18 protein-coding genes are annotated in these 22,777 nt (G+C 44.9%); 13 read left to right on the forward strand and 5 right to left on the reverse strand.

What is annotated here, in order from left to right:
* The first annotated feature begins 166 nt into the window (after positions 1-166).
* Both R8N47_RS13440 and glgC read left to right on the forward strand, forming a co-directional pair.
* Positions 167-1,915, forward strand: coding sequence for a formate--tetrahydrofolate ligase (locus R8N47_RS13440; protein ID WP_064354762.1), 1,749 nt, complete (start codon positions 167-169; stop codon positions 1,913-1,915).
* 537 nt (positions 1,916-2,452) lie between these two features.
* The gene (glgC, locus tag R8N47_RS13445; RefSeq protein WP_017820952.1) at positions 2,453-3,670 is read left to right on the forward strand and encodes a glucose-1-phosphate adenylyltransferase; all 1,218 of its coding nucleotides are present in this window, start codon (positions 2,453-2,455) and stop codon (positions 3,668-3,670) included.
* A 97-nt stretch (positions 3,671-3,767) separates the two neighbouring features.
* On the opposite strand, the gene R8N47_RS13450 is transcribed toward glgC, so the two are convergent.
* Together R8N47_RS13450 and R8N47_RS13455 are read right to left on the reverse strand one after the other, a co-directional pair.
* Positions 3,768-6,929: a chitinase C-terminal domain-containing protein gene (locus tag R8N47_RS13450; RefSeq protein ID WP_206954116.1), complete on the reverse strand. Its 3,162-nt coding sequence runs from the start codon at positions 6,927-6,929 to the stop codon at positions 3,768-3,770.
* 277 nt (positions 6,930-7,206) lie between these two features.
* Positions 7,207-8,088: an AraC family transcriptional regulator gene (locus R8N47_RS13455; RefSeq protein ID WP_005376392.1), complete on the reverse strand. Its 882-nt coding sequence runs from the start codon at positions 8,086-8,088 to the stop codon at positions 7,207-7,209.
* Between the two features lie 206 nt (positions 8,089-8,294).
* Here R8N47_RS13455 and R8N47_RS13460 point away from each other — a divergent pair, with 206 nt between their 5' ends.
* The 7 genes from R8N47_RS13460 (at position 8,295) to R8N47_RS13490 (ending at position 14,836) form a co-directional block, all read left to right on the forward strand.
* Positions 8,295-9,443, forward strand: coding sequence for an iron-containing alcohol dehydrogenase (locus tag R8N47_RS13460; protein ID WP_005376393.1), 1,149 nt, complete (start codon positions 8,295-8,297; stop codon positions 9,441-9,443).
* A 294-nt stretch (positions 9,444-9,737) separates the two neighbouring features.
* Positions 9,738-10,394, forward strand: a complete 657-nt coding sequence (locus R8N47_RS13465) for a lysoplasmalogenase (RefSeq protein WP_005376394.1) — start codon at positions 9,738-9,740, stop codon at positions 10,392-10,394.
* A gap of 169 nt (positions 10,395-10,563) precedes the next feature.
* Positions 10,564-11,298, forward strand: coding sequence for an amino acid ABC transporter ATP-binding protein (locus R8N47_RS13470; protein ID WP_053307675.1), 735 nt, complete (start codon positions 10,564-10,566; stop codon positions 11,296-11,298).
* Complete coding sequence (locus R8N47_RS13475) at positions 11,298-12,095, forward strand: amino acid ABC transporter permease (protein WP_213913574.1); 798 nt, start codon at positions 11,298-11,300, stop codon at positions 12,093-12,095. Before R8N47_RS13470 ends, R8N47_RS13475 begins: the two co-directional genes overlap by 1 nt.
* A gap of 9 nt (positions 12,096-12,104) precedes the next feature.
* Positions 12,105-12,923 carry a transporter substrate-binding domain-containing protein gene (locus R8N47_RS13480; protein ID WP_213913572.1) on the forward strand — a complete coding sequence of 273 codons (819 nt, stop codon included), beginning with the start codon at positions 12,105-12,107 and terminating at the stop codon, positions 12,921-12,923.
* 81 nt (positions 12,924-13,004) lie between these two features.
* Positions 13,005-13,925, forward strand: coding sequence for an amino acid ABC transporter permease (locus R8N47_RS13485; RefSeq protein ID WP_104980647.1), 921 nt, complete (start codon positions 13,005-13,007; stop codon positions 13,923-13,925).
* Positions 13,926-14,017: 92 nt separating this feature from the next.
* Positions 14,018-14,836 (forward strand): EAL domain-containing protein, encoded by an 819-nt coding sequence (locus tag R8N47_RS13490; RefSeq protein WP_053303582.1) that lies wholly within the window; start codon positions 14,018-14,020, stop codon positions 14,834-14,836.
* Between the two features lie 106 nt (positions 14,837-14,942).
* Here the strand turns inward: R8N47_RS13490 and R8N47_RS13495 are convergent, their stop codons facing one another.
* The gene (locus R8N47_RS13495) at positions 14,943-15,476 is read right to left on the reverse strand and encodes an RNA-binding S4 domain-containing protein (RefSeq protein ID WP_005376400.1); all 534 of its coding nucleotides are present in this window, start codon (positions 15,474-15,476) and stop codon (positions 14,943-14,945) included.
* A gap of 226 nt (positions 15,477-15,702) precedes the next feature.
* Between R8N47_RS13495 and R8N47_RS13500 the strand changes: the two genes are divergently transcribed.
* The gene (locus tag R8N47_RS13500) at positions 15,703-16,656 is read left to right on the forward strand and encodes an endonuclease/exonuclease/phosphatase family protein (protein ID WP_318070378.1); all 954 of its coding nucleotides are present in this window, start codon (positions 15,703-15,705) and stop codon (positions 16,654-16,656) included.
* A 17-nt stretch (positions 16,657-16,673) separates the two neighbouring features.
* Here R8N47_RS13500 and cra read toward each other — a convergent pair whose 3' ends face one another.
* Positions 16,674-17,654, reverse strand: coding sequence for a catabolite repressor/activator (cra, locus tag R8N47_RS13505; protein WP_005376402.1), 981 nt, complete (start codon positions 17,652-17,654; stop codon positions 16,674-16,676).
* 373 nt (positions 17,655-18,027) lie between these two features.
* Here cra and fruB point away from each other — a divergent pair, with 373 nt between their 5' ends.
* From fruB to fruA, 3 genes are read left to right on the forward strand one after another with little or no spacing between them, the layout of a single operon-like run.
* Positions 18,028-19,161 (forward strand): fused PTS fructose transporter subunit IIA/HPr protein, encoded by a 1,134-nt coding sequence (fruB, locus tag R8N47_RS13510; RefSeq protein WP_025767801.1) that lies wholly within the window; start codon positions 18,028-18,030, stop codon positions 19,159-19,161.
* Between the two features lie 9 nt (positions 19,162-19,170).
* Positions 19,171-20,142 (forward strand): 1-phosphofructokinase, encoded by a 972-nt coding sequence (gene pfkB, locus R8N47_RS13515; RefSeq protein ID WP_065275271.1) that lies wholly within the window; start codon positions 19,171-19,173, stop codon positions 20,140-20,142.
* Positions 20,143-20,160: 18 nt separating this feature from the next.
* Positions 20,161-21,900: a PTS fructose transporter subunit IIBC gene (fruA, locus tag R8N47_RS13520; protein WP_017820962.1), complete on the forward strand. Its 1,740-nt coding sequence runs from the start codon at positions 20,161-20,163 to the stop codon at positions 21,898-21,900.
* A gap of 82 nt (positions 21,901-21,982) precedes the next feature.
* Here the strand turns inward: fruA and R8N47_RS13525 are convergent, their stop codons facing one another.
* A complete protein-coding gene (locus R8N47_RS13525; RefSeq protein WP_005376411.1) occupies positions 21,983-22,693 on the reverse strand; it encodes a hypothetical protein in 711 nt (236 codons plus the stop codon).
* Positions 22,694-22,777 lie beyond the last annotated feature (84 nt).

Here is a 22,777-nt window from a genome sequence, read left to right on the forward strand (position 1 = left end):
ATAACGAGTAGATTTCGTTAGTATGTCGCACAATACGAAGCAGTAAACTCTTTACAAGCCTAACCGAAACAGTACCATCACCAAGCAGACCTTTGCCTCACAATAATACTCGTTATAACTCAGGTAGTTTTTCAACGCTACCCGTGTGCCACTTTGGGGATTCTCCATGCAGTCAGATATCGAAATTTGCCGAAACACACCACTTTTTTCTATTGATGTTATCGCGGAAAAAGTAGGACTATTGCCCGAAGAGTATGACACTCACGGGAAGCACAAAGCCAAAGTCCACACAAAATGTTTGGAACGACTCAAAGCAAATGATGACGGTAAACTTGTACTCGTCACTGCGATCACGCCGACTCCTCTTGGCGAAGGAAAAACCGTTACGACGATAGGACTGGCGCAAGGTTTAGCAAAGCTTAATCAATCTGTTATTGCATGTATAAGGCAACCTTCGATGGGACCCGTCTTCGGTATTAAAGGTGGCGCAGCGGGCGGTGGTTATTCTCAAGTAGCTCCAATGGAAGAGTTAAACTTACACCTTACTGGTGACATTCACGCAGTGACAGCGGCGCACAACCTTGCTTCAGCCGCTCTTGACGCTCGCTTGTTCCATGAGCAACGCGAGGGTTATGATGCCTTTGAATCACGCACCGGGTTAAGAGCACTTAAAATCGACACGGCCAGTATTACTTGGAAACGAGTGATGGACCATAATGATCGTGCACTACGTAAAGTCAAAATTGGCCTCAATGATGCAGGAAAAACCATCAATGGTTTCGAGCGTGACGAAGGGTTCGATATTTCAGCTGCTTCCGAGTTAATGGCTATCATTGCACTAGCCAAAGATTTAAAAGATTTACGTCAACGTATCGGGAAAATTGTCGTAGCGTACGATTTGAACGGAAACCCCGTCACTACGGAAGATCTACAAGTTGCAGGAGCAATGGCAGTAACACTAAAAGAGGCGATTGCACCAACACTGATGCAAACTCTAGAAGGTGTTCCTACGTTGATCCATGCAGGTCCATTTGCAAACATCGCCCATGGAAATTCATCCATTATCGCGGACGATATTGCGCTAAAACTGTCAGGTTACACGGTAACTGAAGCCGGTTTTGGTTCGGATATGGGATTTGAGAAAGCGTGTAACATTAAAGCTGCTGCCGCCAACAAAGCCCCAGACTGTGTAGTGATCGTAGCAACATTACGCGGCCTCAAAGCGAATTCCGGACACTACGATTTACGGCCAGGTATGGCTATTCCAGATTCCATTTTTAATCCGGACCAAGCAGCATTGGAGGCTGGGTTTGAAAATTTAAAATGGCACATAAATAACGTTCATAAATACGGTTTACCTGCTGTCGTTGCCATTAACCAGTTTCCACAAGATTGTGTGAAAGAGCTTAAAGCTCTTGAAGATCTAATTCACCAATTTAATCCCGAAGTTAAAGTAGCCATCAGCACCGCTTTTTCGCAAGGCGGACAAGGCGCAACGGAACTAGCTCAACATGTTATTGATGCGTGTAACACGCCTGTAGAGTTTTGTCCGTTATACAACAAAGAGCAATCATTACTCGAAAAGCTCATGGCAGTATGTGAAGCGGGCTATGGAGCAACCAATATAGAAATGACTCCTATCGCGACTGAACAGCTCAAACATTTTGAGCAATTAGGCTTTAACAACTTAGCGGTTTGCATCGCGAAGACACCACTATCGATAACCACAGACTCCGCAGTCAAAGGCGCACCAACTGGTTTTACCGTCCCAATCCGCGAGCTGCGCTTGTGTGCGGGCGCAGGATTCGTTTATGCATTATCTGCTACCGTGATGACGATGCCAGGCTTACCTGATAAACCCGCATTTATGAATTTAGATCTTGATGATGAAGGAAATATCGTCGGTCTCTCTTAGTGCAGTGATAACGTATCGCTATCAGTGAAGTGAGCATATTCATTGAGTGAGTGGTCTACTTACCTATCCACTCACTCTCAACAACTGTGAAAAGAGTTATCTCAGGCCTTCTACTCTTGAATCGTTGATACAAAGCTCTCCTGCCTTACATCAACGCGCCTGTTTTACACCTTTAGAGTTAAGACGCTAACCCTAAGCCTTGTTTAGCCATAGTTATTAAGCTAGAAAACCCTATTTATCTTCTTGTTTTGTCGCCACTTTACATTGTAAATCCATACTTGTTGACTTCTCCTTTCTACAATTTTGCGCCAATTTGATGCACGGGTTATTTAGCACTTCACTAATATGGTGCAGTTGTCTTACAGTGAAATTTTAACCTCCTTGATTTTTAAGGAGATATTCTATGGCTCGATTCTTGTAGTAGACTTTTCACTAATAAGCACATTAGCACATGCTTTTCAAAACCTCTGCGTTGCATACCACCTCCTTCAGGTTAGCACCGTTTTGATGCATGTCAGAAAAGGGAAAGGGAATACTATGGAAGACGCACTCGCCGTAATTTTAGCAGGAGGGATGGGGTCTAGACTCAGCCCACTCACCGATGACAGAACCAAGCCAGCCGTACCTTTTGGCGGAAAATATAGAATTATAGATTTCACACTAACCAATTGTTTACATTCGGGTTTACGCAAGATCCTTGTTTTAACCCAATATAAATCTCATTCACTTCAAAAACACTTACGAGACGGCTGGTCGATATTCAATCCAGAGCTAGGCGAGTACATCACTGCTGTTCCACCACAAATGCGCAAAGGTGGTGCATGGTATGAAGGAACCGCCGATGCGATTTATCACAACATGTGGTTGCTATCGCGAAATGATGCAAAGTATGTGGTTGTGTTATCTGGCGATCATATCTATCGAATGGACTACGCCGCAATGCTTGAAGAGCATAAAGAGAAAGGTGCTAAGCTCACCGTTGCCTGTATGGATGTTCCCGTAGAGGATGCTTCAGCATTCGGTGTAATGGGCACCGCAGAAAACGGGCTCGTTACTTCGTTTATAGAGAAACCTGAAACCCCTCCTACCCTTCCAGGAAGCACGACCAGAAGCCTCGTTTCTATGGGAATATATATCTTTGATATGGATGTTTTGAAAGAAGCGCTTGAAGAAGACTCAAAACTCGATTCATCAAGCCATGACTTCGGAAAAGACATCATACCTAAGCTGATTGATACCGAATCCGTTTACGCTTATCAATTCTGTGGCAGTAAAGGGCGCGTCGATAAAGATTGCTATTGGCGCGACGTGGGTACCATTGATTCCTTCTATGAAGCGAATATGGATCTACTAGAACCTGTGCCGCCAATGAACCTTTATCAGTCTAATTGGGCGATTCGTACTTACGAGCCGCAGTTTCCACCAGCTCGTACTGTATCGTCGGCTACGGGTAATGAAGGTATTTTTATTAACTCCATCATTGCTACCGGTGTCATCAATTCCGGCGGCTCAGTACAGCACTCCATTATTTCTTCTAATGTACGCATCCAAGACAGTGCAACGGTAGTCGATTCCATAATTTTTGATGACGTGGAAGTCGGTGAAGGAAGTCAGTTGGTCAACTGCATAGTTGATAAACATGTTCGTATTCCGCCACATACTCAAATTGGCATCAACAAACTTGAAGATGCGAAGCGATTTAAAATCTCAGACAAAGGTATTGTCGTCATACCTGAAAGTTACCAATTCGATTAAACGACAAACTATCACAACAAAAAAGCGCACGATAATCATCGTGCGCTTTTGTTTAAGTGCCTGTAAACATTAGGCTATGACAAATAATCCATAATAATTAGATGTTACATACCGTTGACCAGCTACCATCTGTACCCGGTTCAGCCGCTGTCCACCAGTTCGCTTGGTAAACCACACCGTTGTGGATGATCTTATCACCTTGGTTAGCGTGGCTTGGATTACCTGCCCAATCCGTTTGTGGCAAAGCTGGGTATGTCACTAAACCTGTCGTATCACACGTACCTGGTTCAGGGGTACCACCACCCGTGCCCGCATTGAGATCACCAATTGGTAGAGCTGGCTGTTCAAACTTAAACGCAAACTCTTTACCACCAGAAATCACTGAGTAGTTAGCCGGACCAGAGATTGGTAGGTAGTAAACCATATCAAGCTCGTAAGTGCCGCCCGCTGGCAAGTCTTTCCATGCTGGTAGAGAGAACGACACACGGTGCATTACGCCATCTAAGCCACCAATGTTGTTTGCTCGAGTATGTCCAGAAGCAATCACTTTCAAACCACCACCTGATTGGTCTTTCGCATTGTCCGGCGCAGATACTGGGATATCGAATTGGAATTCAGTACCGCCAGGGATCGCTTGACCAGTGTTATTTGTAAACGTGATTTTCGGGTTAATTGGGTAGTTTTGGTCGCCAACTTTGAAGCCGCCAACACTAACAGTAATGTCTACTGCTTCAGTTGGTGTTGGACCAGTCGCTACTTTGTTACCGTAAGGCGTCGCAGACTTAAACTTGTCGTAGATAGCTTTGGTCATAGTGTTACCCATATGGTATTCACCATTACCCGCCGCACAAGCTTGTTCAGTTGCATCTACTGCCGTACGATTACCATTTGCATCCAGGACGTAACAGTTGTAATCACCTGCTAGTTCCCAGAACATGATACCGCCGATCTCTTTATCGATAACGTAATCGGCTTTCACCTCGATAGAAGCTTTATCTTCCGTAGATAGGAATACGCTCTTCTCTGCGTTCCACAACCAAGGTGCCACAGCAACGCTATCGTAATGACGAGTATAAGTACCAACAAACTTATCTGAAGGATCGTTGACAGGGTCAAGACCGTAAGCAGCTGCGTAAGAGCCCCAAATACCGTTTTCTAGGTTCTTAGCATGCCACATTGGGTTAGAACCAGCGCCCATTTCGTTTCCTTTAGGGTCGGTATCATGCCACATGTTGTCGATACCAATAGCGCCGTGACCACAGTTGTTCTTCTCACCTTCACCTGTGCCCGGTTGGCACTCTGCTTGGTTTGGTAGTGCCGCTCGGCCCCAAAGGCCATTTTCGCCACCAGTAACACCTTGCCAACCACGGGTGTAGTAAGGAACACCAATGTTGATACGACCTGCTGGCATAGAACCACGGAAGTAATGGTAAGCCCAGTCTGTGTTCAAGTAACCGATACCACCGTATGCAGCAGTGCCGTATACGTTCCACTGCGCTAGCTCCGAGTCTTTACCTGTATCGAATAAAGCCGCGTTGTGACCAACGTGATCATTCCAAGCCCCATGCAAGTCGTAAGACATGATGTTTACGTAGTCTAGGTACTTAGTTACATCGAAGGTTTCCATCCCACGTAGCAAGTAACCTGAAGATGGTGCTGCGATAGTCAGCATATAATGAATACCATCTTGCGCGGATGCCGCATCAAGTTTCTCACGCAATACTTTCATCAGCTCTTGGTAAGACGCCCATAAATACTGACGACGTGGTTCCATGAAGTCTTTGTCGTAAGGGTTACCAGCACCAGCCATTGACGTCGGGTATTCATAGTCGATATCCAGGCCATCGAACTTGTACTGACGCATCATTTCAACGGCAGAAGTTGCGAACTTCTCAATACCAGCATGATTAATAGAACCGTCCGCATTCGTCGTCATGGTGTAGAAGCCACCATCAGCTACACGATCGCCGTTCGTATCGAAGTGACCGCCCGTTTCAGCCCAACCACCAATCGAGATTAGCGTTTTAACATCATGTTTTTGCTTGTAAGTTGCTAGTGCACCAAAATGACCTTTAAAACCAAGAGCAGGATCTACCTCAACGCCTGGCCAAGTTTTACCTGTAGCAGGGTTGTTAGGATCATTAACGTCGCCAACGTTTACTTTGCCGTCAGAACCAATGCTCACAAACGCGTAGTTAATGTGAGTAAGTTGTTCCCAAGGAATGTCTTTAACAAGGTAAGTCGCTTGTGGGTCGTCACCTGATCGCCAACTGGTGAAGTAGCCGATTACACGACGTGGGTGATCAGCCCCCATTTTCTCACGACCTTCTTCATCATAAATAGAACAGTAAGGAACATCTACACCCGTTGTTTGATAAAGACCATCAGGACGACAATTAGATGTCACTGCGCCGCCGTTTACTGTTAACGTCGCAATTGCAGAATCTGCTGTTGCTCCAGCATCATCGGTTGCTCTCGCATAAACACTTAATGAGCCAGCTTGTGAAGGGGTTACATCCAGCGTGTATGGCGCTGTTGTAGCAGTGCCAGCAAGCACACCTGCAACATAAAAATCAACTTTAGCAACGGTACCATCCGCATCCGTAGCATTTGCAGTCAGTGTTACGGAACCACCCAGGTCAATAGAGCTCGCAGAAAGCGCGACATCCACTGTCGGCGCTTCGTTACCAGGTTGCGCTGATGCCACAGTTAACGTCACAACACTTGCCGTACTAACGGCACCTGCATCGTCATAGGCCTTGGTAGAGAACTCGTGCTGTCCTTCAGTTGCTGTCCACGATGCAGCATACGGCGCAGACGTTGCCTGACCAACTAATACACCATCAACAAAGAACTCTACTTTGCTAACAGTCCCATCAGTATCTGCCGCATCTGCAGCTAGGTTAACAACATCACCCGCAGTCACAGAAGCCGACGCAGAAGGCGATGTCAGAGTAACCGTCGGGACTTCATTCTGAGGTGGTTCAACCGGTCCAGTGCCATCACAAGCGCCAAGTGTTTCCCACTCGCCCCACTCACCAGATTGCGCTGGATTGTTGTTTTGCGTCCAGTAACGCGCTTTATAAGCATTACCTTCATGCTGAACTTGGTCGCCACCGTTATAAACTTTTGATGATTGCCAAGTTTCTAGAGGGGCACAGTCAACTGCTGCGTAGCTATTGAAGGCCATAAGACAAGAAGCGGTGAGTGTGCTTAGTGTGAACACGTTTTTCACTGCGTTGCCGTTTTTAAGGTGCATAATCGCTCTTCCTTAAGTTATTGTTAAAACAATACTAAATGCGCTAAACGAAGCGCATCTATACTTTTATTTCGACGTAAAATAACTTAAGTACAAGTTGGTGATTTCACACTATCTATTTACGAGTTTTCCACACCGCCTCGCAACAATCCACTAAATGATTGCAACAACGTACCTATTATTTGGCACCAGTAACTAATTTTATAACTCAAATAAATATGTCACTCGCAAATTAATAAAAAAGGTAAAAAAAGTCGCCATTTTGAAATAAAGATCACTAAGCCTTTGTTGACCTTGGCGTTTCATTAAAATGCCGCTTGTACTCGCGACTAAACTGTGATGGGCTCGTGTACCCGACCATTCTCGCTGCATCATTAACACGTCTCCCCTCTAACTGGATCAATTCGCGCGCTTTGTTAAGTCGAACTTTCTTAATATATTGCAACGGAGATTCAAGCGTGACATTGCGAAATGCTTGATGGAAAGCAGACACACTCATGTTGGCTTCTTCAGCCAATGCTTGTACGTTCAACTGTTCATGATACGCTTGATGTACACGATTTAGTGCTTTAGCTACCCTCGCGTAAGAACCTTCTTGATGTGCTAGGTCAAATAAAACATACCCCTCTTTGCTCACCAAAGTACGATACACAATTTCCTCAAGAAGCAACTCGCCAAGCATGATGACATCAAGCTCGTTACACATTGCTTTCATTAACCGTTTGCACGCATCCAACATACCTTCATTCATACGTACCGACTTAAGGCCGCAACGGGTAGCATCCAGACACTTATTACTGAATTTTTCAGCCTCTAATTTTTTAACGAGTTTATGAAGAAGCGTTGGCGAAATATCTATCGAAATGCCAAGTAAAGGCTCATTGTTTGTCGCAAACGCTTCGCACTCTAGTGGCATGGGAACCCCGACAACAAGGTAATCATCGGGCCCATATTGCACTGGTGTATCACCAATATGAATGTTCTTATGCCCTTGACCCAATACGATGATGCCGGACTGATAGACAAACGGCTGGCGATGATTCCCTTTGCTACTGCGATAAAACCATACGCCATCTATCGCTGTTTTCTTCATACCTTCTAGGTCATGCAGCCCCTGCTTTTCAACATATTGCTGCATGATATTTGCGAGAGTGTGCATTAGAGCGCTCCATCAATGACCAACGAGTTTGGTCTCTATTATCGTTTCGAGCACTATACTTCCTCTCGACTTTAACTTTCTAGCTCAAGAGCATTAATTTTGTAGAAATAGGCAAATTATTTGCAGAAATCGACCTGTTAACCATCATTAATCAGGACTAATATGCATGTATTCAATCTCCTTCACTGGAAGCAAGAGGGCTAATAATGAACTTTTCTTATGTAAACCCAACCAAGATTTTCTTTGGTCAAAAACAAATCGCAGCAATCAAAGAAGCTATCCCATCCGACCAAAAAGTTTTAGTGGTATACGGTGGTGGCTCCATCAAAAAAAATGGCGTGTACGACCAAGTAGCAGAAGCTCTTGAGGGACATGAATGGCTAGAGTTTTCAGGTGTTGAACCAAACCCAACCAAAGAAACACTCGATAAAGCAGTCGCAATGGTAAAAGAGCATGGTGTTGATTTTATTCTAGCGGTAGGTGGTGGTTCAGTCATCGATGGTTCCAAATACGTAGCAGCGGCATCAATGTATGATGGTGATGGTTGGGATATCATGATTGGTAAGCACCAAGTCACTGAAGCGACGCCTCTAGCTGCAATTTTGACATTGCCAGCAACAGGCTCAGAGTCAAACATGGGCGCAGTTATCACTAAAAAAGAAACTCAAGACAAACTTCCGTTCATGTCTCCAGCAGTGCAGCCAAAATTTGCCGTGTTAGACCCAGATGTAATGAAAACACTGCCAGAACGCCAGCTTATCAACGGCATTGTTGACGCATGGGTGCACGTATGTGAGCAATACTTGACGCTTCCTACCGGTGCAATGGTTCAAGATGGTTACGCAGAAACACTGCTGAAAACTTTAAAAACACTCGGAGAACAGTTTGCGGAACGAGACGACGATATGTGGCGCGCAAACTTAATGTGGTCTGCTAACCAAGCATTGAATGGGTTAATTGGTAGTGGCGTTCCACAAGACTGGGCGACACATATGATCGGCCATGAATTAACCGCTCTATGGGGCGTTGATCATGCGCGTTCTCTTGCAATTGTCCAACCATCGTTACTTCGTAACCAAATGCAGTTTAAGCGCCCTAAGTTAGAACAAATGGGTCGCAACGTATTTGCTCTTGAAGCAGGTGAGGATTTAGCAGAGCGCACAATCGAAGCTATCGAAGCGTTTTATCATCAACTTGATGTCGCAACTAAGCTCGAAAACTATGGTGAGAGCCGTGAACAAGCTATCGATGCCATCATTGATCAACTAAACAAACACGGCATGACTGTTTTAGGTGAAAACCAGGCGATCACACTTGAACGTAGCCGAGAAATCTTAGAGTTAGCTGTCTCATAACTGCAACAATTCTTCACTGCCCTTCCTAGGGTTTAACGGTATTGTGACTTAACAGTCACAATACCGTTTTTTTATGCTATTTTGTAAGCCACATCACGTTCAAAACGAGGAGGCTTCTAAAAACAACGATTCCCTCCAGACAAAAAATCGGCCGTGTTGGTTAGTAAAGAGACAACTGTCCAGCTTTACACAAATAAAAATAATTGAGATCAAAGAACGAGTTAACTCGTTAATTAAGTTTTGATTTGTTGTAGTGATGTACTACATAATTTTGTCTGTTCGAGAAAACACTTTATGTGGCTAGTTGTTGTCGTATTAGCATTCATACATATCATCAGTATCCGTAAAGGCTCTAAATGGCTCTTTTACGTTTCTAAACCATTACCAGTGCTCTGTATGCTTGGTATTTTAATTCAGTCCCCGGCTTACCCAATGCCATATGCGCATTGGATTTTGATTGGCTTATCGCTCTCGTTGCTTGGTGACGTGTTATTAATGCTCCCTAGAGACAAGTTCATTACAGGATTAGTGCTCTTTTGCTCTGCCCATCTCTCCTATAGTTATGGTTTTGCCATCATGTCAGCGTGGCATTTTACACCTTGGCTCCCAATTGCCTTGTTCGGACTCGGTATATGCGTCTACTGGTTGTTCCGACCGGATCTCGGTAAAGAAAAACGGCCAGTTGCTAGTTATATATTGGTACTGATGACTATGTGCTGGGCTTCGATCGAGTATTATTTGAGTGGGAAAACACAATCCTCCTCTTTTGCAGTGCTCGGAAGCTTTATCTTTATTATCTCTGGCATCGTATTGGCTTTCGAACGCTTTGGAGGACGGTCAATATTTTCACGACAAGTTGTCATGGTGACCTACTATTCTGCACAGACACTAATGGTTATGTCTGTTGTTGCGATTGTTGTTCGTTATCCGTATCTCGTTGAACTGAGTTAGTCATACTCTAGACTCTAGACTGCACCAACATTAAAGAAACATGGATGTATCTTGTAAGCGATCTGAATAGAGTCTTAAAATCATCGCCTAAACATTAGCTTATTCTTAATGAAATTACGCGCACAACTTGCTATTGTAAAAGGATATTTTTCCGTTATAGCGTGCCCCTTTGAAAGAGAATACTCCCGTCGTTGAGTTTAGCGACGTAAATAAGTGGTATGGCGATTACCACGCTCTAAAAGACATCAACTTCTCCGTGCATTCTGGCGAGATCGTCGTGGTGTGTGGCCCTTCAGGTTCCGGAAAATCAACGCTCATTCGTTGCATCAATCATCTTGAATCGATTCAAGAAGGCCAGCTTCATGTGTTCGACCAGCCTTCTCACGCAAAATCTCTCAAGCCCGGTAAAATCGGCATGGTGTTCCAACACTTTCACCTTTTTCCTCACTTGACTGTACTGGAAAACCTCACCTTAGCGCCGATTCGCACACTCAAATTATCAAAACAAGAAGCTGAAAAACGCGCAAAACATTACCTAAAGCGAGTCAATATTGAAGAGCAAGCGAGTAAGTATCCAATCCAGCTTTCTGGCGGTCAGCAGCAACGCGTCGCGATTGCCCGCTCCTTGTGTATGGAACCGGATTTACTCCTGTTTGACGAGCCAACTTCAGCGCTTGATCCGGAAATGATCAACGAAGTGTTGGATGTCATGGTTGAGCTGGCTCAAAGCGGAATGACGATGATTTGCGTCACGCATGAAATGGGATTTGCCAAAAAAGTAGCGAACCGCGTGGTATTTATGGACGAAGGCCAAATCGTGGAAATGAACTCTCCAGTCGCCTTATTTGAGACACCACAGCATCCACGAACCCAAGCATTTTTGAACCAAATTTTAAGTTACTGATGATAGTTCGCGTAATCAAACCTGTCCTTCAAGCTTTACTGCAAATGACGCTCCTCTTCATCGCGATTGTGTGGGTGTTGGACTCTGGTGCCGACGCTATGGGCTATCAATGGCAATGGGAGCGCGTACCTGATTACATCGCTTTTTATGAAGATGGCGAATGGTGGCCGGCAGAACTTATTGATGGGCTATTGGTCACGCTTAACATCTCGGCTATTAGTCTATTTTTTACCTTAGTATTAGGGTTGGTTACCGCGTTACTAAGGCTTAACGATTCGAAAGTCGGCAATGTTATTGGTACCACTTATGTCGAAGTAATACGTAACACGCCGTTGTTGGTGCAAATCTATTTACTCTACTTCGTGTTTGGCCCCGTGATTGGTTTGGACCGATTCAGTACCGCCGTTTTGGCATTATCCCTTTTCCAAGGTGCCTACACCGCGGAAATATTCCGTGCAGGTTTAAACAGTATTCCTAAAGGGCAATTCGAAGCAGCACAAACTCTCGGGCTATCACCGTTTTACACCTACAAAGACGTAATTTTTCCTCAGGTTTTACAGCGCACATTACCGCCATTAACCAATGAAGTGGTTTCTTTGATCAAAAACTCTTCCATTGTAAGCGTGATGGCGATTTTTGATCTAACAACACAGGCACGCAACATCGTCTCAGAGACGGCGATGCCGTTCGAAATTTGGTTTACCGTGGCAGCAATTTATCTTGCTCTCACTCTGTCACTTTCTGGCTTGTCTGCAACGCTAGAACACAAACTCGGAGCCAGTTGGCGCAAATTATAAGGAGATAACATGAAGTTATTCAAAGCGACCATTACTGCATTATTAGGGCTAGCCATCGCTATGCCTACAATCGCGAAAGAAGATGTCGCCACACCCAATGTAGATCAAATCAAAGAACGAGGCACTTTGCGCGTTGGTATGTCAACATTTGTACCTTGGGCAATGCGTAACAAGCAAGGTGAGTTAATCGGTTTTGAAATCGATGTTGCCAAACGCTTAGCACAAGATTCAGGTTTGAAAGTGGAATTCATACCGACTGCGTGGGATGGCATTATTCCCGCATTACTGGCGAAAAAGTTCGACGTGATCATTGGTGGCATGTCTGTTACGCCTGAACGTTCCAAAAGCGTCTTGTTTACTGCGCCCTACTCGCACTCAGGCGTTCAAGTAGCAGCAAACAAAGAACTCGCCTCTGGTTTTAGCGAATTTTCGGACTTTGACTCACGACGCATAAAAATAGCGGCCCGTCGTGGCGCATTCACCGTTCAAGTCGCCAGAGAAACCTTCCCGAAAGCGAAGATCCTGCAATTTGATGACGACGCGCAAGCGTTCCAAGAGGTACTGAATGGTAACGCCCACGCGGTCATTGCTTCTAGCCCAAAACCAGAACATGAGACAGTGAAACACAGCGACAAACTATTCCTTCCATTCTCTGAGCGACTATCACAAGGCAACGAAGCCTTTGCAGTTCGCTTGGGGGAAGAAGATAAAAAGGCCTTTTTCAATAAATGGATTGAAGCAAGAACCCAAGATGGATGGTTAAAACAACGTTATGAATACTGGTTCTCGACATTAGATTGGCAAGATCAAGTCGCGCAAGGCCAGTAATCTAAATGGCTCGTGGACGCCGCGAGCCTATACTCTCCAATCATCCATTTTACTTTTCCATAACTTATCGGAGTCAAATTTTTGGGCGAACACACTACCACTCGCACAGCACCCGCGAAATCCAGCACAGGCTACCTTTTACCGCAATTAAACACACTAGACTGGGTACTACTTGTTATGTGCGGTATCAGTGGTGTTTGGCTGTACCATCGGTCCGCTGTTGGTGTGCATTATTTGTGGCAGTGGAAAGAGGCGCTTGAATTACTTTTCACGCCTAGAGCAGATGGTGGTTTGCCCTACTTCTTCCAAGGTTTGATTTCGACGTTAAGGCTCAGTATTTGGGGCATCAGCTTCGCATTAGTGTTTGGCACTTTGTTAGGCTTAGCACGCTTCTCTCGTTCCGTTTGGTTGCGCACACCTGCCAATGCGTTTATCCAGTTAGTGAGAAACATCCCTCCGTTGGTGTTTGTTTTTATTTTCTACTTTTTCATTTCTAACCAATTGATCCCGTTACTCGGTTTGGAAGATCTTCTACGAAACTACAACGGCGAACCAAATGCGCTACAGCGCTTTCTGTTTGGGCCTTCGAACCTTTGGGAAAACCTTGCCTCTGGCGTGTTATGTGTCGGCTTACTCTCTTCTGCCTACATTGCAGAAGTTGTGCGCGGTGGTTTACAAAGTATCGACCAAGGTCAGTGGGAGGCGGCTGACTCATTGGGCTTGTCTCGGTGGGTGAAATACCGATTTGTTATCGCGCCACAGGTGCTTAAATCAATAACACCTGCACTTGCCGGTCAAACCATCTCTTTGGTGAAAGACACCTCTATTGTTTCACTGATTTCGATACAAGAAATGACGTTTGTTGGGACAGAGATGGCAAATTCATCAGGGTATATATTTGAAATTTGGTTGATTGTCGGCCTCGCTTACTTCTTAATTTGTTTTGGTCTGTCACTTATTTTTCGCCATATTGAAGCAAAATCGGAAGCCATTTCAAATTAACTCAACTGCATATGTAATTAGGCACATTTGATTCTTCAAATCAGAATTGCACCCTGTTACATTGACAAAATGCTAAATTTTCGGCGTTTTTCATGGAGTTAAAGAATCAATCCGACTACGAGCGATACATAAAACAAGATAATCTTGGTGAATATTACGTAGCTCTCAATCAATTCACTTTTCACAGTGTTTATCAGCCAATTTTTGATAGACGCCAACGTATTATTGGTATGGAAGCCTTACTGCGTATTCGTGGCATTGATGGTTCCCTAATTCGTCCTGACGTGTTTCTGGCCAATAATGGTCTTGATCCCTACTTTCGCTTATGTGTAGAGTTTTTATCCAGAGCAATGCACATTCGAAATTTTGCACGCTATTTCGCAGGGACACCGATCAAACTGTTTCTTAACGTCATGCCTCAAACGCTACTCACGCTAACCAAAGACATGGGCTTTAAAGATAACGGCCTGCTTTACAAACGCCTTTCCGAACTTGGTATGAGCCCATCAGACGTAGTTTTTGAAGTAGTCGAAGAGTCATGCGGAAATACGGATTTATTAATCAAAGCCGTACAGTTAATGAAAGCGAATGGCTTTATCTTTGCTATCGATGATTTTGGCGCCCAACATTCTGATATCGCACGTGTTCAGCAGCTCTGCCCTGACATCATCAAAATCGATCGTTCCTATTTGCTAGACTACTGCGCCGGAGAAACCTTTTCCATACATAGCGCCGTTGATCTAGCGGATCATATGGGAGCAAAAGTCATTATAGAAGGGGTTGAAGAAGACGTGCAACTACAAGCTATGTATCAACTTAATTTGGATTATTACCAAGGCTTTTACTTAGGAAAGCCTTGCGCCATTCATCACTGGACAGATAGCCTAAACATCGAGACGACAGTGCATTAACACTGCCCACTTACAGCACAGTGAAACCAAAAAAGCGCCGATATAATATGCTCGGCGCTTTTTAGTTTTACTCAGATGTCACTTATTTAGTTAAGCGTTCATTTCCCTAGAAAAAATCAATAGAATTACGACCGCTCTTCGGATCACGAGTGGCTTGCGGTTTGTCTTCTTTTTTGCCTTTCTTAGCAGACTGAGACAACGCTTCTTTCTGCGCTTTACGCTCTTTATGTGCCGCTTTGCGGCCTGTTGATTTAGGCCCAGAGGCTTTAGGTGACTTACTTTGACGAGACTTATCTTTACGAGAAGACTGTGCTTCTTTTTTCGCTTTCTTTTCTGCTTTTTGCTCTGCCGTTTCAGGTTCGGTTACTGGCGCATCGCAAACCACAACATAATATTCCTGGTTAAACTCGAAAAAGTCACCATCATACATCTTGCGGCGCTTACGTGTTTCTAGTTCACCATTCACCGCGACGTAGCCTTCCTCGATGATATGTTTTGCTTCGCCGCCACCGCTGACCAAGTTTGCGATTTTAAAAAGCTTGTACAGTTCGATTGGATGCGCATCAACATCGATGCCAATCGCTTCGATCTCAATCTCTTCGCCTTCTAAATACTCTTCGTGGTCGTAATCTTGGGTCATGTTACTTACTCTTACTATTTGATGCCCTGAAGTTTAAACGCAATGCTTAAAAATAGAAACCTCTGCCGATGTTCAATCACCGATTCGCCTTGGCATTTGAGCACCTCTTAACCCATTTAACTTGTCGCTTGTTAACTTGTATACCGATGCGTAGCTCAAACGAAGCTGCAATTACGCAACCTGAAGGTATATACTCTCTAAGTTATTGTTGAAAAGAGCGAATATTTTGTCTCAACCAAGTAGAATTACCTTTGTCACTGCGAACTTGTTTAATTTTGTCGCACCGCCTAACGCCTACTATGATTTCGAGAACATATACTCGTTAGAGCAATGGCGAGACAAACTTTCGTGGACGCAACGTCAAGTTGAAAAACTGGAAGGCGACGTGATTGGCTTACAAGAAGTATTCAGTATCGAGAAGACCCAGGCATTCTTTTCAACCATCGGCTACCCCTACTTTGCGACCGTTGACACCCCACATGTTGAAGATGAGTACATTTACTCAAGCCCTGTTGTGGCAATCGCATCTCGGTTTCCAATAGAAAAAGTACAAGCGGTAGAGTTTGACTTAGCAACGCTTGAGCCTTTTGGAGTAAGTGTTGTTCCAGAGTTCAGTCGCAAACCTATCTATGCCCAAGTAATACATCCTGTACTTGGTCATATCGCCGTTTACGTAACGCACCTGAAATCTCAACGCCCAGCCGACTCAGAACAACCAGAAACGTCTAGCACGATTATTGGGCGCTGGTTATCCACCCAGCAAAGAGGCTGGGAAGCAGCGATGTTAAGAGACGCGATGCAAAAGAGGTATCGAAAAGAACCAATGCCGACAGTGTTAATGGGCGATATGAATCAACCTATCACTCCTATCAGCGTTAACAGCGCATTGGTATCCAACACTGGTGACAGCGTCACTGAATTACAACTCAAAGATGGTTGGTTATTGCAAAGTTACACCCTGAAGGATGAACGCCCAGCCACGCACTATCATTTTTCCACTGGGAATGTACTCGACTATATCTTGCTCTCACAAGAGTTTGACACCTTATCAGATATATCGGTTGCCGAGGTTGTTGACTATCAGGTGTCTAACCAACATCTGATCAACCCGATTTATGACAGAGATAAAAACGCCAGCGACCACGCATTTGTGGCGCTGACGGCTGAAGTAAAGCTTTGAGCAACCTATTTAGTTACTTAGTGACGTTTCACAATTTTACGCGGGATAAGTTCTACGCCAGGCTTGTAACGCTTGGCGGAAGCGTTGAGTGCTAACTCCATTGCGCTGTCCGCGATCAACTCAAACTGTTGAGGCAAAGAGTTGATTTTCACAGGCAAGAAGTCCAGCAGTCGATTATCACCAAATGTCGCTAAACGCACCTTTCCCATCAGTTCTGGTTTTTCTAGCATTACATCCAACACACCTTCTAGCAGTGTGTATGACGTTGTAACAATGGCATCTGGCAATGCGTTCTCTATTAACCATCTCTCTAAGACTTTCTTGCCTTCTTCCCGGGAGAAGTGTTGTCCATAACCCACTGTTGCCGTTTTGCCACCTTGTTGAGAAGCAGATAGAAAACCGAGCTCACGCTCTTTTGAGACTTGAAGATCTTGCAATGCACCGATTAAGCCAATGGACTTAATATCCTCTGACAGTACTGACTGAGTGAGTTCAAGTGCGGCATCAAAATCTTCGCTGATGACACAACAAAAGTGCTCATCATCCATTGGACGGTCTAGCGCGATAACTGGCGTACCAGAATTTTGCAACTTAAGGTAATACTCGTTTGCAGTGGGCATACCACTTGCCACAAACAACGCATCAATGCGACGACTGACTAATGCTTCCGCCACCTTTTGCTCTGTATCAGGATCATCATCAGAGCAGCCAATCAAAATTTGGTACCCCGCTTTCCGAGAGTTCTGCTCTATCAGCTTTGCAAGACGCGCATAACTGGTGTTCTCTAAGTCTGGGATGATAAGCCCAAATGAGCGTGAATTACCTGCCCGCAAGGAAGACGCCGCATGATCTGGCTTATAATTGTACTCATCTACAACGGCCATCACCTTTTTCTGAGTCTTCTCGCTGATGCGGTATTTCTGCGCTTTTCCGTTAATCACATAGCTTGCAGTTGTCTTAGAAACACCCGCTAATTTGGCTATTTCATCCAGTGTCATATTCTAAACCTTATTCTGTGCGCGCGATCATATTAATACATCAACGATCTTTCGATAAGTTGAATTATAGGCTGAACCGATTCAGTATAAAAGCTGAAAGGATTCAGCAAAACTTAAAAATTGACGTAAATCACCCGAACACGCAACAAACCAATTTGTGAGCTAGGCTATAGGACAGCGGCAAAGGCTCGTTTGTTAACGTCAGTTTTTAAAACAGTTTTTCTGAGTCTTTTAAAAAATTTACCAACAAGCTGAATCGATTTAGCTTGAAAGATAAAAGGTTTGAGGAGTGATAAGCGCTCAGAAGAAGCGGCGTTCAAATTCTCACACAGAATACATTTTTAAATTGATACCTTAAGGCTGGAGAAGCACCATGCTTAAGCTAAATAAGAACGACATTACCCTCTCGCAATCAGCGACAGATAAGTTTGAAGCAATAAAGAGTATTGCTCATAGCCTGACTGATAAAGGCCTAGTTGAACACGGTTACGTTGAAGGCATGCTAAACCGTGAAAACCAAAACTCTACGTTTTTGGGGAACGGTATTGCTATCCCACATGGCACGACTGACACTCGCTCAATGGTGAAAACAACGGGTGTTGCTGTGCACCACTTCCCACAAGGTGTCGACTGGGGTGATGGCAATACTGTGTTCGTCGCTATCGGTATCGCAGCTAAATCTGATGAGCACCTTGGCATTCTTAAACAGCTCACCAAAGTGTTAGGCGCAGATGGCGTAGAAGAGCGTCTGCGTAATGCAAAAAACGAAGACGAGATCATCGCCCTACTGCACGGTGATGTTCAGCTTGAAGCAGACTTTGACGCTTCTTTAATTCAACTCATGTTCCCTGCGAGCGACATGCTACAGATGAGTGCTGTTGCTGGTGGTCTGTTAAAAAATACGGGATGTGCTGATAACGAATTCGTTGCTGATCTCGTTACCAAACAACCAACTCACCTAGGTAATGGCCTGTGGTTAATTGGCAGTGACAAACATGTCACTCGCACAGGCGTGTCATTTGTCTCGACGGCAAACGACTGCGAATATGAAGGTCAAAAAGTGCGTGCACTTGTCGCGTTCGCAGCATGTAACAATGCTCACCAATCTATCCTAAAAACGCTTTCTAATATTGTGTTTAACAATGAACACGGCAAGCTTTTAGATGCATCAGTAGAACAGATTCTTGCTTTGTTCAAAGGTGAAGAAGTCACAGCTGCATCTTCAGAAGAAGGCAATACCGCTGTATTTAAAATCAAAAACTCCCACGGCCTACATGCTCGTCCGGGGGCAATGTTAGTCGCAGAAGCGAAAAAGTTTGAATCCACTATACGTGTTGCCAACCTAGACGGAGATGGAAAAGCAGTAAACGCGAAGAGCCTAATGAAAGTCATCGCGCTGGGCGTTAAGCACGGTCACCAACTTCAATTTACAGCAGAAGGCCCTGATGCGCCGCAAGCCTTGGAGTCTATCGGAAATGCAATCGCTTCTGGCCTTGGTGAAGGTTAAGGATCCGATATGACAAAAAAAACAAATAAGGTTGTCACTATTACGCTCAACCCAGCATTGGATTTAACAGGTTCAGTAAATGAACTAAACGTTGGTTCCGTGAGCTTAGTACAGCAAAGCAATCTCCACGCTGCTGGTAAAGGTGTCAACGTAGCAAAAGTATTGAGCGATTTAGGCGCAGACGTCACGGTTACCGGCTTTCTCGGTAAAGATAACCCTGAGCTATTTCATCAGCTTTTCAATGACATCAACGTTAAGAATGAATTTGTGGAAGTAAAGGGTGCCACTCGTATCAACGTTAAGCTGGTTGAGGCCAATGGCAACGTCAGTGATATCAACTTCCCTGGCGTTCAAGTAGCGGCCGACGAAATTACTCGCTTTGAGGAGACACTATTTCGTCTAGCGGAGACGCATGATTACTTTGTACTTGCAGGTAGCTTACCTGGAGGCGTAACCGCCGAACAATGCGCTGCATGGATAGAAGCACTGCATCAACAAGGCAAAAAGGTGTTGTTCGACAGTAGCAAAGCCGCATTGAAGTCAGGTATTGAGGCTCACCCATGGTTGATTAAGCCTAACGATGAAGAACTTGGTGATTTTGTTGGCGAACATCTAGCAACACCTGAACAATGCCAAGCTGCAGCGCAAACACTGAGCGACAAAGGCATAGAAAACATCGTGGTTTCTATGGGACCTGACGGTGTTATGTGGCTCAACCAAGGCGAATGGCTTAGTGCAAAACCGCCTCGAATGAATGTAGTGAGCACCGTTGGCGCAGGCGATACGCTGGTCGCTGGCTTGTGTTGGGGCCACATGCAACTGATGCCTAAAAACGATTTATTGCGCTTCGCTACGGCACTTTCTGCTTTGGCAGTTAGTCAAGTTGGCGTAGGGCTAACCAGTCAGGAAGAACTGGAAAATATCAAGCGACAAACTGAAGTTAGCGCGCTTTACCCTATTACAAACTTAGAACAAAACTAAGGAACAGAAGGTTATTGTATGAATATTGCCATTATTACTGCCTGTCCAAGCGGTGTAGCAAATAGCATCCTTGCGGCAGGATTACTAGAACAAGCCGCCGCAAAATTAAACTGGAATGCCAAAATAGAATGTCAATCAAGTGTGGTTGAACCAACACTATTGACGGAAGCTGACGTTGAACAAGCAGAAGTCATTGTCATTGCGGCAAATACTAGCGTCGACACTTCTCGTTTTGTAGGAAAAAAGGTTTACCAAGCGGAAATTAACGAAATAGCAAAAGACGCAACTGCGTTTCTCCAGCAAGCGGTTGAAAACGCCACTTTACTTGAAAAAGCAACCACACTTGCAGCCCCTATCACTGCAGATACAACATCAGCAGCGAAGAAAATTGTTGCAATCACCGCTTGCCCTACTGGCGTTGCGCATACCTTTATGGCGGCAGAAGCTTTAGAAGAAGAAGGCAAGCGTCGTGGCCATCAAATCAAGGTGGAAACTCGTGGTTCAGTTGGCGCTAAAAACCAACTGACTGAGCAAGAAATTGCAGACGCCGATCTGGTGATCATTGCTGCCGATATTGAAGTGCCACTTGATCGCTTTAACGGCAAAAAGATGTACCGCACGAAAACAGGCCCAGCTCTGAAAAAAACAGCCGAAGAGATGGACAAAGCATTCGAGCAAGCCACTGTGTATCAGCATTCTGGTTCAGCTAACTCTTCATCTACCACCGAAGAGAAAAAAGGCGCTTACAAACACCTAATGACGGGTGTTTCGCACATGCTTCCTGTTGTCGTTGCAGGTGGTTTGATCATCGCACTATCTTTCGTGTTCGGTATTGAAGCATTTAAAGAAGAAGGCACACTAGCAGCAGCCTTGATGAACATTGGTGGTGGCTCTGCATTCGCATTGATGATTCCTGTACTTGCTGGCTATATTGCGTTTTCAATCGCTGACCGTCCTGGTCTGGCTCCTGGTCTTGTTGGTGGTATGCTAGCAAGTTCTACTGGCGCAGGTTTCCTTGGCGGTATCGCGGCTGGTTTCATTGCTGGTTACGCAGCGAAACTCCTCGCAGATAAGGTGAAACTGCCACAATCGATGGAGGCGCTTAAACCGATTCTGATTATTCCATTTGTGGCAACATTGTTCACCGGACTTGTCATGATCTACATCGTAGGCGGCCCAGTTTCAGGCATCATGAACGGCCTGACTGACTTCCTAAACAACATGGGATCTGACAGTGCAGTACTACTGGGTATTATCCTTGGCGCAATGATGTGTTTCGACCTAGGAGGCCCGGTAAACAAAGCCGCTTACGCATTTGGTGTTGGCCTTTTGGCTTCACAAACTTACGCGCCAATGGCGGCAATCATGGCCGCAGGTATGGTTCCTGCGCTAGGTATGGGTTTAGCGACCTTCATTGCGAAGAACAAATTTGAACAAAATGAACGTGAGGCAGGTAAAGCATCATTTGTCTTGGGCCTTTGTTTCATCTCTGAAGGCGCAATTCCATTTGCTGCGAAAGATCCAATGCGCGTGATTCCATCTTGTATGGCAGGTGGCGCGCTTACTGGTGCCCTATCGATGCTATTCGGTGCGAAATTAATGGCACCACACGGCGGTCTATTCGTGCTGCTAATTCCTAACGCAATTTCACCAGTATTAATGTATTTAGTGGCTATTGCAGCAGGTACAGCGGTAACTGGCTTTACTTACGCATTCTTAAAAAGCAAAGCAGAAGCGAAACAAGAAGTCGCAGCTTAATTAGAGCGACTCCGGTTAACAATGCCACCCTCGAATTTGGCATTTAGCACCTCCCTTTAATTCCGGTTAAGGGAGGTGCTTTTTATTCCGCAGCCGGAACGGCTACAATGTCTACTTCCCCACTGCTCATATCCACCGTTGCTTGATAAGCGCTATGCGGGTCACCGTAGTGCTTGAAGGTAAAGTGGTAAACGTTAGCTGGCGTCCACAAGGTTTTTGATTCTGCGGGCAGAATGTCATAGCCGTCTTGCTGATAAAGCTCTGTCGCCATTACATTTGCGATTGCCGCCTGCTGGTTAGCGTCTCGATCCACCTTTGGCTCTAGTGACGGGTTACTTGGATAAGACTCACCGTTGTAACTCATGAGTCGATATGAGCCATTACTCCAAACGATAAAGTCCTGCCAACCATTACTGTAACTGTCGGCTAGTACAATAGGCGTGCGAGTTACCGACATTCGATTAATAACGTTTCCCTCATTATCAAACATATATGCAGAGCAGCCACCACTACCACAGAAATAGCGATCTTGAAGCAACACTATGTGTTCTGCCTTTCCGTCGCTGTTTAGGTCGGCGCTACCCGATAGATAACGTAGATTGTCTTGCTCGAGCGACAGCCCTTCAGGGGCTAAAACCTTACTATCAATCCAACTGGAAATGACTTCAGCACTAACACTGTTGACTTTAGGGGCAGGTTGTTTGGTTTCTGTCGGCATGCTATCCGTCGCGGTGCAGCCAACCAAGGTGAAAGAACCAACGAAGAAGAGTCCGTTTAATATGCGCTTATTCATGTAATCTCAATCTTTGATGTGTCGTTACATCAGTATACGCATGATTTGCATTGTAATCGTAAGAAAATCATTAAAATCAAGCAA

Source organism: Vibrio sp. 2132-1 (assembly GCF_033344315.1).

What these genes read in the sequence shown, in the direction of transcription:
- R8N47_RS13525 (WP_005376411.1), bottom strand. Translation starts at nt 22,693, where the DNA reads ATGAATAAGCGCATATTAAACGGACTCTTCTTCGTTGGTTCTTTCACC.
- R8N47_RS13450 (WP_206954116.1), bottom strand. Translation starts at nt 6,929, where the DNA reads ATGCACCTTAAAAACGGCAACGCAGTGAAAAACGTGTTCACACTAAGC.
- R8N47_RS13475 (WP_213913574.1), top strand. Translation starts at nt 11,298, where the DNA reads ATGATAGTTCGCGTAATCAAACCTGTCCTTCAAGCTTTACTGCAAATG.
- fruB (WP_025767801.1), top strand. Translation starts at nt 18,028, where the DNA reads ATGCTTAAGCTAAATAAGAACGACATTACCCTCTCGCAATCAGCGACA.
- R8N47_RS13460 (WP_005376393.1), top strand. Translation starts at nt 8,295, where the DNA reads ATGAACTTTTCTTATGTAAACCCAACCAAGATTTTCTTTGGTCAAAAA.
- cra (WP_005376402.1), bottom strand. Translation starts at nt 17,654, where the DNA reads ATGACACTGGATGAAATAGCCAAATTAGCGGGTGTTTCTAAGACAACT.
- R8N47_RS13490 (WP_053303582.1), top strand. Translation starts at nt 14,018, where the DNA reads ATGGAGTTAAAGAATCAATCCGACTACGAGCGATACATAAAACAAGAT.
- fruA (WP_017820962.1), top strand. Translation starts at nt 20,161, where the DNA reads ATGAATATTGCCATTATTACTGCCTGTCCAAGCGGTGTAGCAAATAGC.
- R8N47_RS13495 (WP_005376400.1), bottom strand. Translation starts at nt 15,476, where the DNA reads ATGACCCAAGATTACGACCACGAAGAGTATTTAGAAGGCGAAGAGATT.
- R8N47_RS13455 (WP_005376392.1), bottom strand. Translation starts at nt 8,088, where the DNA reads ATGCACACTCTCGCAAATATCATGCAGCAATATGTTGAAAAGCAGGGG.
- pfkB (WP_065275271.1), top strand. Translation starts at nt 19,171, where the DNA reads ATGACAAAAAAAACAAATAAGGTTGTCACTATTACGCTCAACCCAGCA.
- glgC (WP_017820952.1), top strand. Translation starts at nt 2,453, where the DNA reads ATGGAAGACGCACTCGCCGTAATTTTAGCAGGAGGGATGGGGTCTAGA.
- R8N47_RS13440 (WP_064354762.1), top strand. Translation starts at nt 167, where the DNA reads ATGCAGTCAGATATCGAAATTTGCCGAAACACACCACTTTTTTCTATT.
- R8N47_RS13480 (WP_213913572.1), top strand. Translation starts at nt 12,105, where the DNA reads ATGAAGTTATTCAAAGCGACCATTACTGCATTATTAGGGCTAGCCATC.
- R8N47_RS13465 (WP_005376394.1), top strand. Translation starts at nt 9,738, where the DNA reads ATGTGGCTAGTTGTTGTCGTATTAGCATTCATACATATCATCAGTATC.